This window comes from Phycisphaerales bacterium (assembly GCA_035627955.1).
Taxonomy (GTDB): domain Bacteria; phylum Planctomycetota; class Phycisphaerae; order Phycisphaerales; family UBA1924; genus JAEYTB01.
On the sequence record DASPKU010000001.1, the window covers coordinates 83,890 to 100,728 of the forward strand.

The 16,839-nt window shown below is 66.7% G+C and carries 15 protein-coding genes and 1 tRNA gene; 14 read left to right on the forward strand and 2 right to left on the reverse strand.

The genetic code is table 11. The features are described from left to right. Positions 1–30: 30 nt before the first annotated feature. From VD997_00375 to acpS, 9 genes are all read left to right on the forward strand, one after another. The gene (locus tag VD997_00375; GenBank protein ID HYE60423.1) at positions 31–657 is read left to right on the forward strand and encodes a hypothetical protein; all 627 of its coding nucleotides are present in this window, start codon (positions 31–33) and stop codon (positions 655–657) included. After that, complete coding sequence (locus VD997_00380; protein ID HYE60424.1) at positions 657–1,370, forward strand: VTT domain-containing protein; 714 nt, start codon at positions 657–659, stop codon at positions 1,368–1,370. Before VD997_00375 ends, VD997_00380 begins: the two co-directional genes overlap by 1 nt. 3 nt (positions 1,371–1,373) lie before the next feature. Further along, a complete protein-coding gene (locus VD997_00385) occupies positions 1,374–1,664 on the forward strand; it encodes a co-chaperone GroES (protein HYE60425.1) in 291 nt (96 codons plus the stop codon). 44 nt (positions 1,665–1,708) lie between these two features. Then, on the forward strand, positions 1,709–3,325 hold the full coding sequence (groL, locus tag VD997_00390) for a chaperonin GroEL (GenBank protein HYE60426.1): 1,617 nt from the start codon (positions 1,709–1,711) through the stop codon (positions 3,323–3,325). A gap of 133 nt (positions 3,326–3,458) precedes the next feature. After that, entirely contained in the window at positions 3,459–3,845 is a 387-nt protein-coding gene (locus VD997_00395; protein ID HYE60427.1) for a GxxExxY protein, read from the forward strand. A 42-nt stretch (positions 3,846–3,887) separates the two neighbouring features. Beyond that, a complete protein-coding gene (dnaJ, locus tag VD997_00400; protein ID HYE60428.1) occupies positions 3,888–5,048 on the forward strand; it encodes a molecular chaperone DnaJ in 1,161 nt (386 codons plus the stop codon). A 168-nt stretch (positions 5,049–5,216) separates the two neighbouring features. Continuing rightward, positions 5,217–5,756 (forward strand): nucleotide exchange factor GrpE, encoded by a 540-nt coding sequence (locus VD997_00405; protein ID HYE60429.1) that lies wholly within the window; start codon positions 5,217–5,219, stop codon positions 5,754–5,756. Positions 5,757–5,771: 15 nt separating this feature from the next. Then, positions 5,772–6,158, forward strand: a complete 387-nt coding sequence (locus tag VD997_00410; GenBank protein ID HYE60430.1) for a zinc ribbon domain-containing protein — start codon at positions 5,772–5,774, stop codon at positions 6,156–6,158. Next, positions 6,158–6,553, forward strand: coding sequence for a holo-ACP synthase (acpS, locus tag VD997_00415; protein ID HYE60431.1), 396 nt, complete (start codon positions 6,158–6,160; stop codon positions 6,551–6,553). Before VD997_00410 ends, acpS begins: the two co-directional genes overlap by 1 nt. A 6-nt stretch (positions 6,554–6,559) precedes the next feature. Here acpS and VD997_00420 read toward each other — a convergent pair whose 3' ends face one another. Both VD997_00420 and VD997_00425 read right to left on the reverse strand, forming a co-directional pair. Then, positions 6,560–7,645: a hypothetical protein gene (locus VD997_00420; GenBank protein HYE60432.1), complete on the reverse strand. Its 1,086-nt coding sequence runs from the start codon at positions 7,643–7,645 to the stop codon at positions 6,560–6,562. Positions 7,646–7,823: 178 nt separating this feature from the next. After that, complete coding sequence (locus VD997_00425; protein ID HYE60433.1) at positions 7,824–8,636, reverse strand: SPOR domain-containing protein; 813 nt, start codon at positions 8,634–8,636, stop codon at positions 7,824–7,826. A 145-nt stretch (positions 8,637–8,781) separates the two neighbouring features. Between VD997_00425 and VD997_00430 the strand changes: the two genes are divergently transcribed. The 5 genes from VD997_00430 to VD997_00450 all read left to right on the forward strand — a co-directional run bounded on the left by VD997_00430 (position 8,782) and on the right by VD997_00450 (position 16,758). Next, a complete protein-coding gene (locus VD997_00430; GenBank protein ID HYE60434.1) occupies positions 8,782–10,245 on the forward strand; it encodes an AMP-binding protein in 1,464 nt (487 codons plus the stop codon). A 247-nt stretch (positions 10,246–10,492) separates the two neighbouring features. Beyond that, entirely contained in the window at positions 10,493–12,055 is a 1,563-nt protein-coding gene (locus VD997_00435; protein ID HYE60435.1) for a hypothetical protein, read from the forward strand. Between the two features lie 134 nt (positions 12,056–12,189). Further along, positions 12,190–15,741, forward strand: coding sequence for a S41 family peptidase (locus VD997_00440; protein HYE60436.1), 3,552 nt, complete (start codon positions 12,190–12,192; stop codon positions 15,739–15,741). Positions 15,742–15,754: 13 nt separating this feature from the next. After that, positions 15,755–15,826: transfer RNA gene (locus tag VD997_00445), tRNA-Thr, on the forward strand. Positions 15,827–15,969: 143 nt separating this feature from the next. Further along, positions 15,970–16,758, forward strand: a complete 789-nt coding sequence (locus tag VD997_00450) for a class I SAM-dependent methyltransferase (GenBank protein HYE60437.1) — start codon at positions 15,970–15,972, stop codon at positions 16,756–16,758. The last annotated feature ends 81 nt before the right edge of the window (positions 16,759–16,839 follow it).

Consider the following 16,839-nt stretch of genomic DNA (forward strand, 5'->3'; position numbering starts at 1 on the left):
GACGAGCCCGCAGCGACCCAGCCACAACAGATGAGCTCCGACCTCCCCATCACCAGCCGCAACTACCACGCGAAGATCGTGCTGATCAGCGGCACGCGCGTGGTGCTGCGCGAGGTGCTCTTCGGGGAGCAGGTGAAACTCGCGGGCAACCGCTTCGCCACCGAGGTCACGCCCATGCAGCACGGGCGGTTCCGGCTCATCCAGGACAAGGGCGGCGTGCGTGCGCCGGTTGACCTGCGGGCCCAGAATGTCGACCGCCTCACCCGGCGCGGGGCCAACGCGCCGGCGGGTGGGCTGGGGCCAATGCCCAAACCCTCGCCCGCGGACGCCGACGTGTTCGACCTCTCGCACGCGGGCATCCCGTACAGCGGGCGGATCGAGGTTTTCAATGGGCGCGGGGCGCTGCACGGCACCGACGAGGCCACGGGCGAGGCGCAAGTCATCCTGCTCCGCGATGTGCAGGTGATGGAGGTCCGCCGCCGCAAGGGCGAGGCGCGCCAGGCCTCGGCCGAGGAGGTCGCGGCGTACTACGACCGGCCCGACGAGGCGCGCGAGGGCGCGTCGGGGTCGGTGATCGAGCCCTGGCCGCTGCCCGGCGTCAGCACTGCTGATATCAACACGGCGGCCAGCGGCGGCACGAGTGAGGAGCACGCCTGATGCAGGAGTTCCTCACCCAGGCCCAGGAGTTCTTCAAGGACCTGCCCGGGTTCCTTGACGCCTTCATCCGCAACCACGGCGTGTGGGTCTACGCCCTGCTCTTCGCGATCATCTTCGTGGAGACCGGGCTGGTCATCATGCCCTTCCTGCCCGGCGACTCGCTGCTGTTCACCGTCGGCGCCCTGGCGGCCCGCGGCTCGATGGACGAGTGGGGCGGGGTGTGGGCGATCAGCGGCCTGCTGGTGGTCGCGGGCGTGCTGGGCGACTCCGTCAACTACCACCTCGGCAAGGTGATCGGCCCGCGCGTCTTCCGCGGCGAGAGCAACGTTGGGTTCATCGGGCGGGCCCTCAACAAGCAGCACCTGGACCGGGCCCACGCGTTCTTCGAGAAGTATGGCGGCAAGGCGGTGATCCTGGGCCGCTTCGTGCCCATCGTGCGGACGTTCGTGCCGTTCGTCGCCGGCGCGGGGGCGATGACGTACTCAAAGTTCTTCGCGTACAACGTGCTCGGGGCCGTCCTGTGGATCGGGGTGTGCACCGGAGCGGGGTACTTCTTCGGGAATATCGAGTGGGTGAAGCGCAACTTCGAGGCGGTGGTGATCGGCATCATCGTCGTGAGCGTGCTGCCCATCGCGATTGAGTTTGTGATCGAGAAGCGCCGGCGGAAGGCCGCGGCGCTCGCAGCTGGAACCGTTTCAACACAGAAGGAGTGAGTCATGGCCGTCATGCCAACTGAGGATCGTGTGCTCGTGAAGCCCATCGAGGCGGAAACCAAGACCGCGAGCGGGATCTACCTGCCCGAGAGCGCGAAGGAGAAGCCGGTCAAGGGCCAGGTCGTCGCGACCGGCCCGGGCAAGCGGCTGGAGAACGGCAAGCGGGCGGAGATGTCCGTCAAGAACGGCGACACCGTGGTGTACGGCAAGTACGCGGGCACCGAGGTGGAGATCAAGGGTGTCAAGCACCTGATCATCCGCGAGTCTGAGCTTCTCGGTGTGATCGGCGGGTGAGTGATTGAGTTCGCGTCGCGAGCTCTAGAAAGGGACAGAAGACAATGGCTACGAAGCAGATCATGTTCGAGGACGCGGCCCTTCTGGAAATGAAGAAGGGTGTCGATCGCCTCGCTGATGCAGTCAAGTGCACCATGGGCCCCAGCGGGCGCCACGTCGTTATCGAGAAGTCCTACGGCGGTCCGCACGTCACCAAGGACGGCGTTTCAGTCGCCAAGGAGGTCTCGCTCCCCGAGCCTTTCCAGGCAATGGGCGCGAAGATGGTGAACGAGGTCGCCAAGCGCACCGCCGACAAGGCCGGCGACGGCACCACCGCGGCGACCGTGCTCGCCCAGGCGATCTTCACCGAGGGCCTGCGGCACGTGACGGCGGGCGCGAACCCCGTTCTGCTCCAGCGCGGCATCAACGCCGCCGCGGAAGCCGCGTCGAAGGAGATCGACGCGATGGCCACCAAGTGCAAGGGCAAGGAGGACTACAAGAAGGTCGCGACGGTCTCCGCCAACCACGATGCCAACGTTGGCGAGCTGATCGCCGAGGCGATCTCGAAGGTCGGCGCCGACGGCGTCGTCGAGATCGAGGACGGCAAGGCCGCCAACACGACGCTGGATTACGTCGAGGGCATGCAGTTCGACAAGGGCTACCTGTCGCCCTACTTCATGACCGACCTCAAGACCGGCGAGGCCGTGCTGGAGGACGCGTACATCCTGATCTATGAGAAGAAGATCAGCAACCTGCCCGACCTGCTGCCGCTGCTCAACAAGGTGGTGGTGGCGAACAAGCCGCTGCTGCTCATCGCCGAGGATGTGGAGAGCGAGGCCCTTGCGGCCCTCGTCGTCAACCGCATCCGCGGCATGCTGAAGGTGTGCGCGGTGAAGGCCCCGGGTTTCGGCGACCGCCGCAAGGCCATGCTGGGCGACATCGCGACGCTCACCGGCGGCACGTTTATTGCCGAGGACCTGGGCCGCAGCCTCGACGGCGTTGAGCTGAGCGAGCTCGGTCGCGCGAAGCGGATCGTCATCACCAAGGACGACACGACGATCATCGAGGGCGCGGGCAAGAAGAACGAGATCAAGGCCCGGGCCGACCAGATCCGCAGCCAGTGGGAGAAGTCCACCAGCGACTACGACAAGGAGAAGCTGATGGAGCGCCTCGCCAAGCTGACCAGCGGCGTGGCGATGATCAGCGTCGGCGGCGCCACCGAGATCGCCATGAAGGCGACCAAGGACCTCGTGGACGACGCTCTCAAGTCCACCCGCGCGGCCGCGAAGGAGGGGTATGTCCCCGGCGGCGGCGTGGCCCTGCTCCGCACGCAGGCGGCTATCCAGGCCGCGGGCAAGAAGGCCAAGAGCGACGACGAGAAGCTCGGCTTCGACATCGTCGCCAAGGCGGTGGAGGCCCCCATCAAGCAGATCGCCGAGAACGCCGGCTTCGACGGCGACCTCGTGGTCGACAAGGTAAAGGACTCTAAGGGCAACAGCGGCTTCAACGCTGCGACCGGCGAGTACACCGACCTCGTGAAGGCCGGGATTATCGACGCGGCTCTGGTGGCCAAGACCGCCCTGATCAACGCGGCCAGCGTGGCGGGCCTGATGCTCACCACGGACGTGCTGATCACGGAGCTCAAGGACGAGAGCAGGACCGAGGCCGGTGCGGTGGCCTGAGGTCGCTTCAGCCGGGGCGGACGGCTCCGGAGTTGAGTAGAACGCAACGGGCCCACGAGTCGAGAGACCGTGGGCTCGCTTTCCGAAGTGGAAGAGAAGGCAACCACAAAGACACAGAGACACAAAGGAAGGCATGGAAGGGGCATTCGAGCAAGAGGATCCGCTGACCCGAGAGATCATCGGGGGCGCGATCGAAGTGCATCGGGTGCTTGGGCCTGGCCTGCTCGAATCAGCGTATGAAGAGTGTCTCGCGTCTGAGTTGTCAGACCGTGGGCTGCAGGTCCAGCGTCAGATCGGCGTTCCGGTCGTGTACAAGGGACGGCGTCTCGAGTTGGGGTACCGGTTAGACCTCCTCGTGAACGAAAGCGTTATCGTCGAGTTGAAGACAGTCGACAAGGTGCTTCCGGTTCACGAGGCACAGCTCATGAGCTACTTGAAGCTCATGAACAAGAGAGTTGGCCTCCTCCTCAACTTCCACGTGCCCGTGCTGAAGGATGGAATCGTGCGGCGTGTCCGTTGATGGTCTCTTCTCTGTGTCTCTGTGTCTTTGTGGTTGAATCACATGCCAACGACCCGCGACTACTACGAGATCCTCTCCGTCGAGAAAACCGCCGACGGCGAGGAGATCAAGCGCTCCTACCGCCGCCTGGCGATGAAGTACCATCCGGACCGGAACCCGGGTGATGCCGAGGCGGAGGTGAAGTTCAAGGAGTGCGCCGAGGCGTACGAGGTGCTCTCGGACCCTGAGAAGCGCAAGCTGTACGACCAGTACGGGCACGAGGGGGTGCGCGGGCGCGGGGCCGCGGCCCATGACTTCTCGCGGATGGATGTCACCGACATCTTCTCGATGTTCAACGACATCTTCTCTGGGGGCGGCGGGTTCGGCGGGTTCCAGGGTCAGGGCCGGCGCGGCGGCGTGCCGCGGGGCTACGACCTTGAGACCGAGGTGACGCTCTCGCTCGAGGAAGTCGCGAGCGGCGCGACCCGTGACGTCGAGTTCACGCGCCTCGACGTGTGCGACAAGTGCACGGGTACTGGGGCCAAGCCCGGCAGCAAGCCGATGAAGTGCCCCACGTGCGGCGGGCAGGGCAGGGTGCAGCAGTCGGGCATGGGCGGGATGTTCCGCATGGTCACCGCGTGCCCCGCGTGCCACGGGCGCGGGCAGATCATCAAGGACTTCTGCGAGGGCTGCCGCGGGAAGGGCCGCGTGCCGCGCAAGCGCGAGCTGACGGTCAAGATTCCCGCGGGTATCCAGGACGGCCAGGCCGTGCGCGTTCAGGCCGAGGGCGAGCCGCCGCCGCCGGAGATGTCGCAGACGGGCGAGGGCCAGCGCGGCGACCTGCACGTGGTCGTGCGCGTCGAGCAGCACGAGATGTACCACCGCGAGGGCGACCACCTTGTACTCGAGATGCCCATCGGCTTCTCGCAGGCCTCGCTCGGCGCGGAGCTCCAGGTGCCGACGCTGGAGGGGCCCGCGCCGCTGACCATCCCCAAGGGCACGCAGTTCGGCGCGACGTTCAAGATCAGCGGCAAGGGGCTGCCCAACCTGCGCAGCGGGCGCAAGGGCGACCTGGTCGTGGTGGTGAAGATCGAAATCCCCAAGAAGCTGACCAAGAAGCAGGAGGACCTGCTGCGGCAGTTCGCGTCCACCGAGGACGCGGCCGTGCTGCCCGAGAGCCAGGGGTTCCTCAAGCGCATGGCGGACTTCCTGGGCAAGAAGTGAGCGGCAAACGTTCTGAGCGGGCGTTCCAAGCTGGACCGATGACACACTGACCGAGGGCGAACAATGTGGCCATGGAAGAAGTCGGGCGACTCACCCGGCCAGCCGGGCCCGGGCCCGCAGAATACGGACGGGAGCAACGACATGCCTGAAGACACACAGCATTCAGACATGACCGATCACGAGGGTCAGCCGGAAATGGGCGGCGAGCACATGGACGGCGGGGGTGAGCATGATCAGCGGATCGCGCAGCTGGAGGCCGAGCTGGAGGAGGCGAAGAGCCGCACGCTGCGGCTGATGGCCGACTTCCAGAACTACCAGCGCCGGGCACTGCAGAACGAGGTGGTCGCCAAGCAGATGGGCGTGGCCGCTGTGGCGACGACGCTCACGACGGTGGTCGACCACTTCGACACGGCTCTGACGCAGACCAGCGCGAGCACCAGCCCCGAGCAGATTATCGCGGGTCTCAGGCTCATCCGCGATGAACTCGTCAAGGGGCTTTCGCAGCACGGCGTCTCGATCATCAACCCCGCGCCGAACGAGCTCTTCGAGCCCGGGCGGCACGAGGCCGTGATGCAGCAGAAGGCCGAGGGTGTCGAGCCCGGGCACGTGGTTACCACCTTCCAGGCCGGTTATGCCCTCGCGGGAAGCGGCGGCGTGCCCGAGCGCGTGCTACGGCCTGCGAAGGTCGTGGTCGCGCCGACTGAATAACGCGGAGGAGCACGGATGCCCACCTACGAGTACAAGTGCAACGCATGCAAGAAGAAGATGGAGATTTTCCAGTCGATCAAAGAAGACCCCAAGCGCAAGTGCCCTGAGTGCGGCAAGAACGCGCTGGAGCGGCTGATCGGCACGGGCGGCGCGATCATCTTCAAGGGCTCGGGCTTTTACCAGACCGACTACCGCTCCGAGTCGTACAAGAAGGCCGCGGAGGCGGACAAGCCTGCCGAGTCGACGTCGAGTGATGCAAAGGCCGACAGCAAGACCGAAGCGAAGACCGACGCCAATCCTCAGACCAAGGCCGAGAGCAAGCCGGTGTCCGAACCCAAGGCCAAGGCCGACAAGCCCGCGAAGGCCGAGAAGAAGGCCAAGAAGGCCAAGAGCGAGGCCTGATGTCGAGCGGCCCGCGCACCCTCGCCCACGGCATCGATATGGTCGAAGTCGCGCGCATCCGCGCCATGCTGGAGCGGCACGCGGAACGCTTTCTGGAGCGGGTGTTCACGAAGGACGAGGCCGCGTACGCGGCGGACCACCAGCGTCGCCCCGAGCACCTCGCGGCCCGCTTCGCTGCGAAGGAGGCCGTGCTCAAGGCGCTCGGCACTGGCTGGAGCAACGGCGTCGCATGGACGGAGATCGAGGTCTGCCGCGAGCCCTCGGGCCGCCCCACGCTGCGCCTGACAGGCCGCGCGGCATCCCTCGCGCAAGACCGCGGCATTTCCGAGTGGCTGATCTCAATCACGCACACTGAGCAGCTCGCGTGTGCCTCAGTGATCGCCTTGGGCGAATAGCCGCGCTCAGTCCGGCCGCTTCGTCGGAGGAGTCGCCGGAGCCGCGGCCTGCGGCCGGGCGGCCGCGAGCGCCTTCGCCTCCGCGTCCTTCTGCGCCCGGTATGGCTTGAACTCCTTGGCGTACCAGTCCTGCCACGCCAGCACGTCCCAGCCGAAGTCGACGGTCTTGCCGTCCATGCCCTGCGAGGCCAGCCGCTTGAGGCCGTTGTTCAGGTCCAAGTTGTACGACACCACGGCGGCGTCGAGCACCCGCAGGATCACGCCCTCGGTCACCACCGCCAGCTGCGGGTCGAACGCGACCGCGTTGGGGCCGACCACCGGCGTAAGGTCGCTCACGTACGCGGTCTGCGTGCCGACGAGGATCCATGCGAGGGCGCCGTTACGGTTGCCGTCACCACCCCCGCCGCCGCCGCCCTGGCCCGCGCCGCTGCCGCCGAACTGCACCTGCCCGGCGATCATCCACGGGATCGCCTCGAACATATTGAGTTGCACGGCGAGGTTGGCGGCCGACGCCATCGCCGCAGTCTCGCCCGAGCGGATGCCCTCGAAGGTAACGAGGCGCACGCCGTCGGGCGTGCCACCCTCCTGCTTGATGCGCTTGTTCAGCCGCTGGATGGCCGCACTCCGCACTTCCGGGCTCTTGTCGAAGATGCCGATCCACGTGAGCGTGGTGTCGCCCTCGGGCGTGGCGGAGTCGGCGAAGATATCGAGCACGGCCGAGCGGACGTCGTAGTCCTCGCGCTCGAAGACCTCGACCAGCACCGGGAACAGCGCGGGGTCGGTGTACTCGCGGAGCTTGAGGATGCCCTCCTGGCGGATGTCGGTCTTCTTTATGTCGCCGAAGTGCTTGACGCGGAGCTTGCGGAGCTCCTTCTCCTTCTCCTTGCGGACCTTCTGCTGGGCCGCGTACTTCTTTGCCTGCGAGCTCTCGGGATCGATGGCGAGCTTCTTCACCCACTCGGGCACGCCCGCGCCGGTGGTGACGCCCTCCTGCGCCAGCGCCGGCCCCGCCAGCCCGCACAGCGCCACAACCGAGCAGAAAGCGATGCGAGCAGCACGGCCGCGGAGGGGGTGACCCGAGTAACCGGTCATTGGTCGTTTCCTTGTGCCGGGGCGAGCGGTGGTGGGGGTGGGGGGGTGGCCCGCGGTGCGGGCTCAATCATCCCCGAGTGTGCACGCCGCGTGGGCGTGCCGACAGCCCGGTGTTCTGGTTTATACGCCCAGCCTACCGGTCAGTTCCCTTGAGCGGGGCGTGCGGCAGGCGTTCGGGTTATTCGACCGTGGTCACAACCGCGGTCCTGCTGACCCCCTGCCGGAACTGGTCGGCCTGGGCCCGGGTGGCGAAGCGGCCGACCTGCACCGCATACAGCGTCCGTCCCTTGCGGTCGCGGATGGGCACGGTGCGGGTGGCCGCCTTGGCAGCGAACTTCTGGGCTTCGCGCTTGGCCTTTGCCACGGTGGAGAACGCGCCGGTCTGGACCGTGTACTTGCCTCTGGGGAACTGCTGGCCGGGCTTCTCGTTGAGCAGCGGCCCGCCGCCTGCCAGCCGATCCGCGATCTCCGCCTTCAGCGTCGATTGATCGGTGACGAGATTGCCGGCCTTCTCGAACGCCGCCTTCGCCTCGGCGGCGCGGCCCTCGGCACGCAGGGCGTCGCCCGCGTACATGAAGGCGCTCGCGGCGTCGTCGCCGCGGAGTTTGCTGCCCGCATGCAGGAAGTGGCGTGAAGCCTCGCGGTACCGCTTTTCCTCGTAGGCGATGGCGCCGAGGGCCGCGGAGGCCTGGCCGGCGATGCTGGGGTTGGCGTTCGTGGCGACGGGGACAAGGTAGTGCTTGGCGTCCGCTGTGCGGTCCAGTGAGCGGGCGGAAAGCCCGGCCACCAGCGCCGCCTGATCACGGTCGATGGCGTGCATGGACCCGGCGATCTTGCTCGCGGCGTCGTAGCTCTCGGCGTACTTGTGCTGGGCGAAGAGCGCGTTGTAGTCGGCGGCCTCCGCCTTGGGGTTCGCGCAACCACCCAGCAGCAGCGTGAACGCGAGGATGATGAGCGGCAGGATGGTGCGGAGGAGGGTCAGGCGTGGCATGGTCATGTCCGGAATCGCGGGAAGTCGTGCACCCCAAACAAACCCGAACTCGGCAGGTGCGAACGCCATCCGTTAGCATACTTTTCTCGGAATTCCGGCCCCTGCAGCATGACAACCGGGGCGTGAACGCCTTTCCGGAGCCTCTGTGAGCATCCACTGGCCCATCATCAAGCGTCTGGCCGCGTCCCCAACGCGAGCGGCCATGGTTGACGACCGCCGCACCTACAAGGCAGTGGAGCTGCTGGTCGGGGCCCTGCACGTCGCCGCGGCGGTGCGGGCCAAGTGCGGCACGCAGACCCTGGGCATCATGCTGCCCACCAGCGGGGCCTTCCCGATCGCGACGCTGGCGGGCTGGATGCTCGGCAAGACGATCGTGCCGCTGAACTACCTCCTCAAGAAGGAGGAGCTCCAGTACGTCGTTGACGACTGCGGGACCGACACGGTGATCTCGTCGCGGCTCATGCTCGAGCACATTGCCGCGCCGAACGCCAGGAACATCCTGTGCCTCGAGGATGTGTCCTTCGCCGGCGTGCCCGAGCCGATCTGGCCTGCGGGCGCGGAGGACGATGATCTCGGCGTACTGCTCTACACCTCCGGCACCAGCGGCCGCCCCAAGGGCGTGATGCTGACGCACGGCAACATCTCGGCGAACCTGCAGCAGATCCTTGAGTGGATCAGCATCACGCCGCGCAACGACGTCATTCTTGGCGTGCTGCCGCAGTTCCACACCTTCGGGCTGACGGTGCTCACGCTGCTGCCGATGCTCGCGGGCGTGAAGGCGGTGTACACGGCCCGGTTCGTGCCACAGAAGCTGATCCGACTCATCCGCGAGCACCGGCCGACGATCTTCGTGGCCATTCCGAGCATGTACAACGCGCTGCTGAGCGTCAAGGACGCCAAGGCCGAGGACTTCACCTCGCTGCGGCTGGTGGTGAGCGGCGGCGAGCCACTGCCCGATGCGGTGGCCGACAAGTTCCGCGAGCGCTTCGGGGTCACAATCAACGAGGGCTACGGGCTGACGGAGACCGCGCCGGTGACGAACTGGTGCCGCCCCTACGAGTTCCGCCCGCACTCGGTCGGCAGGCCGCTGCCGCGGGTGGTGGAGCGGATCGCAGACATCAACACCGGGGCCGTGCTGGACCCCACGCACGAGGGCGAGATCCAGATCGCCGGGCCCAACGTGATGCGCGGCTACTACCACCTGCCAGAGGAGACCGCCAAGGCGTTCACTGCCGACGGGTTCTTCCGCACTGGCGACATTGGCCGCTTCGATGATGACGGGCACCTCTACATCACCGGGCGGCTGAAGGAGATGCTCATCATCGGCGGCGAGAACGTCTTCCCACGCGAGATCGAGGAGGTGCTGAGCCTGCACCCCGCGGTGGGGGGGTGCGGGGTTGTAGGCAAGCAGGATCCGATGCGCGGCGAAGTGCCGATCGCCTTCGTGGAGGCCCGCGAGGGCATGACCCTGGAGCCCCGAGAGCTGATCTTTCTCTGCCGCGAGAAGCTGGCGGGGTACAAGGTTCCGGCGGAGGTGCGGGTGCTGCCGGCGTTGCCGCGGAACCCCACGGGGAAGGTGATGCGGCGGGAACTCAAGAAACTGGTCTGAGGGGCACGCCGCTTCGAGGCATCCCCTATGTCCGGGAAACGCGCCTGAAACACAGCCTCTGCACGGAGTTACAGCTTCGCGCCGAAAGTGCAGCACGGTAGACTGACCTTCCAATAACACTGGCCGACCCCCTGCCCAGAGTGCATCGTACAGTGTGCGTCTTCCAGCCCGTGCCTGAACGCGCGGGGGCCGCTGTGCCGATGGAGGACCTGTCCCCTGTCCGTGGCGTGATCCCTACGAGGTGCCCATGCTGAGCCGACTTCTCCGTTCCCGCTCCGGCAACCCTGCTCCCTTCGAGAACCTCGAGCAGCGCACGCTGATGGCGGCGGACCTGACCGTCTCGGTCGGCGGCCTGCAGACCGTGAACGCGAACGGCGCAACGAACCTGCGGATGCCGGTGACGGTGTCAAACGTGGGCAACACACCGCTCGTGGGCGGCGGGCGAGTCGAGTTCTACCTGTCGAGCAACCGCACGCTGGACGAGAACGACTTCCTGTTCGAGTCGCGCCCGCTGCCGCGCCTCGGCCGGCCCGGCAGCGCCTCGCGCTTCACGCTGGATGCCCCGCTGCCGGCCAACCTGGCCCCGGCGGTGGGCCGCCCGCTGGCTGCGGGCAACTACTTCGTGATTGCTCGGGTGGTGCCGACGCGTGCCAACGCCGACACCCGCACCGCCAACAATGTGGCCGCGAGCACGACGACGGCGAACGTGTCCTACGACTTCGGTACTGTCAACGGGCGCTCGGATGTCTTCCTGAACCTCACCCTGCCTGACGGCGACATCGTCCGCATCGGCCTCAATGGGCCCGGCACGGGTCGCGTCGTCAACGTTGGCAACCGCCTGGTGGTGGTCGTCAACGGCACCAACCACCAGTCCATCCTTTCGATGACGCCGGTCAGGGGCGACCCGACCCTCAACGGCCTGGACATTAACGGCACGATCAAGGACATCATCGCTGACCGTGTGCACATCGACGGCGACATCGATATCGCCGGCTCGGTTGGCAGCGTCACCCTCGGCAATGTCAGCAACTCGAACTTCGTGGTCCGCGGCTTCGGCAACTGGGGCGCGACCCTCGGCAACGTGACGAACACCACGATCACCTCCAACCTCAGCCCCCTGCGTGGGCTGCACGTGAACCAGTGGGTGGACAGCGACGGCGTGCGCGACGTGATCGCCGTGCCCTACATCGGCACCCTTGCCAGCAACGGCGACTTCGCCGCCAGCCCGCGGATCCTTTCGAACAACAAGGGCTTCGCGATCGAGAAGGTGGACATTCAGGGCACCCTCCGCGCTGGCGCCTGGCAGATCAACAGCTCGGTCGAGACCATCAACGTCGGCGCCATCGCCGCCGACTGGGGCGGCAGCATCCGCGGCGAGGTGAACCAGTTCAACGTCGGCCGCAACCTGTCCGGCACCCTCGCGATCGGCAGCGTTCGCCGGCTCATCATCGGCGGCAACGTGACGAACGCCAACATTCTGGTGGGAGCCAATCTCGGCGCCGATGGTCGCCTCGGCGGCACCGGCGCGAACCAGGACACGTTCCAGGCCGGCGCTGTCGGCATCCTGGAAATCCGCGGCGGCGTGAGCAACTCGGTGATCGCGGCCGGGCTTCAGACGACCGACGCTACGCTGCTGGACGAGGACGACCGCGTGATTCAGGGCGGCTTCTTCAGCGCCATCAATGTCCGCCGGCAGGTCACCAACAGCAAGTTCGTTGGCGAGACTATCCCGCAGCGGGCCCGGATCAACGGGCGGGTGGTAAACACCGCGAACAACGCGATCTTCGTCCGCACCTTGGGCGCGCCGTAAGGACCACGTCTGCGACGGCCCGGGTCGGTTCGCGCATCCTTCTGCAGATGGAGGGCGGCCACACGGTGTAGCCCGGGGGCGTTGTCCCGGGGCTTGCGGTACACTCCGCCCCTTCTCAGCGGAGGTTCGCCGGAATGCTCAAGGCCTGTGTTCTCGCCGTCGCGTCGGTTCTCGGCGCGCTGCCCACGACCGTTCTCGCCCAGCCCCAGCCGCGGCCGGATGCCCAGCCACAGGCGGCCGCGGGCGTGCAGGGGTATTACCGCCAGCCCGCAATCCACGGCGAGTTGATCGTGTTCGTCTCCGAGGGGGACCTGTGGAAGGTGCCCCTGCGCGGCGGGGTGGCCTCGCGCATGACGACCCACGCCGGCGCGGAGGGCTCGCCGCGTATCTCGCCCGACGGCACGCAGGTGGCGTTCGTCGGGACTTACGAGGGGCCGACTGAGGTGTACGTGATGCCCGTGAGCGGCGGCGTGCCCAAGCGGCTGACCTTCGATTCTGAGCGCGCGGCGGCGGTGGGGTGGCATGGCGACCGCATCCTGGCGAGCACGACGCGGTTCTCGACACTTCCCGCGACGCAGCTCACGCTGATTGATCCCAGGAGCGGCGGGCGCGATGTGATCCCGCTGGCGCAGGCGAGCGACGGGTGCTTTGACGACAAGGGCCGGCTGTACTTCACGCGGCTTGCTTTCCAGGGCAGCCAGACCAAGCGCTACCAGGGCGGCACGGCCCAGAACCTATGGCGGTGGGACCGCGGCGACAACGAGGCCGTGCCGCTGACCGCCGATTACAAGGGCACGAGCGCCACGCCCATGTGGTGGAAGGGGCGGGTGTACTTCCTCAGCGACCGCGGCGGCATGATGGAGCTGTGGTCGATGACGCCGGAGGGCAAGGAGCTCAAGCGGCACACGAACCACGACCGCGGCGCGACGGTGGGCTTTGACGTCAAGAGCCCGAGCCTGTCTGAGGGCCGCATTGTCTATCAGCTCGGCGCCGACCTGTGGGCGTACGACATCGCTAAGAACACGGACACCAAGATCGCGGTGACGCTGGACTCGGACTTCGATCAGATGCGGGAGAGCTGGGTGAAGAACCCGTTCCAGTATCTGTCCGCCGCGCACGTCTCGCCGGATGGGGACCGGGTCGTGCTGACGGCGCGCGGGCAGGTGTTCGTGGCGCCCAAGGGGCAGGGGCGGCTGGCGGAGGTCACGCGCAAGGGCGGGGTGCGGTATCGGCAAGCGCGGTTCATGCCCGACGGCAAGTCGCTCGTGGCGCTGTCGGATGAGTCGGGTGAGGTCGAAGTATGGACGCTGCCGGCCAACGGAATCGGCAAGCCCGAGCAGTTGACCACCGACGGCACGGTGCTGCGGTGGGAGAGCGAGCCCAGCCCTGACGGCAAGTGGCTGGTCCATACCGACAAGAACCAGCGGCTGTGGATCATGAACCTGGAGACCAAGGAGCAGAAGCAGGTCGACGAGAACAAGTGGGATGATGTGGGCGGCATCGAGTGGTCGCCCGACAGCCGCTGGTTCACATACGTAACGCACGCGTCGAACCTCAACCGCATCGTGCGGCTGTACAGCGTGGAGACGGGGGCGCTCACGCCCGTGACGACCGACCGCTATGACAGCTTCGCGTGCTCGTGGAGCCCGGATGGGAACTGGCTGTACCTGCTGAGCGACCGCAACCTCAAGAGCGTGGTGGGCTCGCCGTGGGGCCAGATGGCGCCGGAGCCGTACTTCGACAAGAAGACGAAGGTGTACCAGGTGGCGCTGCGAAAGGGCGTGCGCTCGCCCTTCACGCCGGCGGATGAGCTCTCGGCTGAGAAGAAGGACGAGAAGAAAGAGGAGAAGACGAAGGAGGAGAAGCCCTCTGAAGAGAAGCCCGAGACGAAGGACGAGAAGTCCGACGCGGCCGAGAAGGGGTCATCCTCGGAGAAGAAGGGCGACGCCGAGAAGAAGGCCGACGCCGAGAAGAAGGGCAAGGCCGACAAGAAGCCCAAGCCCGTCAAGATCGACCTCGACGGCCTCTCCAACCGCCTCGCCGAGATCCCGGTTCCTCCCGGCCGCTACAGCGGCCTGAGCGTGACAGACAAGCGACTGTACTTCTTCGACCGCGACGACGATAAGGCGAACCTCGCGTTCCTGGAGATCAGCAACAAGGACCACGAGGTCAAGACGCTCGCCAAGGACGTCACGCAGTACGAGCTGACGCTGGACCGCAAGTCGATCATGCTCCGCAAGGGCAACGCGATCCACATCGTCGACGCGGCGGCCGCGGCCAACGTGGGGCTGGACGACAAGAACATCGTCAAGCTCAGCGGCTGGACCTTCCCGGTCACGCCGCGTGAGGAGTGGCGGCAGATGTTCGTGGAGGCGTGGCGTCTGGAGCGCGACTACTTCTACGACACCAAGATGCACGGCCTGGACTGGGGCGCGATGCGCGACCGCTACCTGCCCCTGGTGGACCGCATCAGCAGCCGCGAGGAACTGAGCGATCTCATCGCGCAGATGGTGGGGGAGCTGTCGGCGCTGCACATCTTCGTTCGGGGCGGTGACGTTCGTCAGGGCTCGGACACTGTGACAGCGGGCTCGCTGGGCGGGCTGCTGGTGCGGGACGAGGCCGCGGGGGGGTATCGGGTTGAGCGGATCTACCAGTGCGACCCGGATATGCCCGAGCGGCGGTCGCCGTTGCTGGCGCCGGGCGTTGACATCGAGCAGGGTGACGTGATCTTGGAGATCAACGGGCGCCCGACGCTGTCGGTGCAGGACTGCGCCCTGCTGCTGCGGAACCAGGCGGGGAAGCAGGTGTTGCTGAAGGTGAAGCCAAAGAACCCGCGCCCGGTGCGGGCGGCCGATGAGGACACGGGCGAGAAGGCGGACACGTCGGACAAGGCCGACAAGGACTCCGGCGAGGAGAAGGACAAGCCCGACGCCACTGACACCGCCGACGGCACGCGCCTCGCCGTCATCGTACCAATCACCCCCCAGAGCGAGAACGACCTCCGCTACCACGACTGGCAGCACAGCCGCCGCATGATGGTGGAGGACATGGGCAAGGGCGACATCGGCTACATCCACCTGCGGGCGATGGGCAGCGAGAACATCGCCGAGTTCGCCCGCGGCTACTACCCCGTCTTCAACCGCAAAGGCCTGATCATCGATGTCCGCAACAACCGCGGCGGCAACATCGACAGCTGGATCCTCTCGCGACTGCTCCGCAAGGCGTGGTTCTTCTGGCAGCCGCGCGTGGGCGAGCCCTACTGGAACATGCAATACGCGTTCAGGGGGCACGTCGCGGTACTGTGCAACGAGAGCACGGCCAGCGACGGTGAGGCCTTCGCCGAGGGCATCAAGCGGCTCAACATCGGCAAGGTTATCGGCACCCGCACGTGGGGTGGGGAGATCTGGCTCTCCAGCAGCAACTTCCTGGTGGACGGCGGCATCGCCACGGCCGCGGAGATTGGCGTTTTCGGCCCCGAGGGGCAGTGGCTGATCGAGGGGCACGGCGTCGACCCCGACATCGTGGTGGACAACCTGCCCCACGCGACGTTCAAGGGGAAGGACGCCCAGCTGGAGGCGGCGGTGAAGCACCTCCAGCAGCGGATCAAGGACGAGCCCATCCCCGAGCCCAAGGCCCCACCGCATCCGGTGAAGGCCTGGAAGCCCAGTGAGGAGCCTGCCCGCTAGAATCAGCACTCAGGCCGGCTTAGCTCAGCGGTAGAGCAGCGCTTTTGTAAAGCGCAGGTCGCGGGTTCAAATCCGGCAGCCGGCTTATTCCGTTGGCCTGAAGGTAGTCTGGGATCGGGTGCGATAACCGCGCCACGCCCACCCGCGCCGGCAAAGCAAGGGCGGGAAACGTCCGAAGAATCAGCACGGGGCGGGGAGCCCCATTCCTTTGCAGCAGGACGCGTGCCGATGCGAGTGACAGTTGGTCCAAGGCCCCCGCTCGCCGGCAAGTTCTTCGCGCTCAACCGCGACATCCCTGCGTCTTCGCACTACCTGTGCAGCCTGATGATGCGCGACCCGCGCCTCAAGGGGCGGGTGCTCGACGTGGGCTGCGGCGAAGAGCCCTGCGGCGTGCCCTGGTTCCACCCCGCCTACAAGATGGCGCGCCAGCTCGACGGCGTCGACCCCTTCCCGGGCGTGCTCAACCACCCGTGGCTGACAGAGAAGTGGTGCGGTGAGTTCGACACCGCGCCGATCCCGGAGAACGCCTACGACGCGATGATCTCGATCAACGTCGTCGAGCACGTGAAAAACCCGCCCACCTTTCTCGCGGCCATCTGCCGCGCCCTCAAGCCCGGGGGCGTGTACTACTCGGTGACGCCGCACCGCCTGCACCCCTTTTCGTACGCGGTGCTGCTGGTAGAAGCGCTGAAGCTCAAGGAGATGGCCGCGGACCGGGCCGAGGGTGAGCACAACATCAACCGCTACCCCGCGTACTACCGGCTCAACTGCCGGCGCGACGTGATGAGGGCGGCGGAGGGGCTGGAGTTCGAAGCCGCCGAGTTCCACTACCACCCGGTGACGCAGTGGAAGCAGTACTTCCCGAAGCTGCTGCGGTTCATCCCGCAGGCGTACGACTTCGCGATCGGCGTGCGCTTCCTGCGTGCCTCCCAGCAGTTCATGTTCAAGCTCGAGAAGCGCGGCACGTGGGAAGGGCTCAAGGACGCCCCCGCGTCCGCATCGACGGCCGCGCCCTGAAGTTCCCCCGGCGTAGCCACCACCAACTCGGTGACTGGGTTTTCACCGCCTCCTTTACGGACGCAAAGGGCGGGGCTGTAC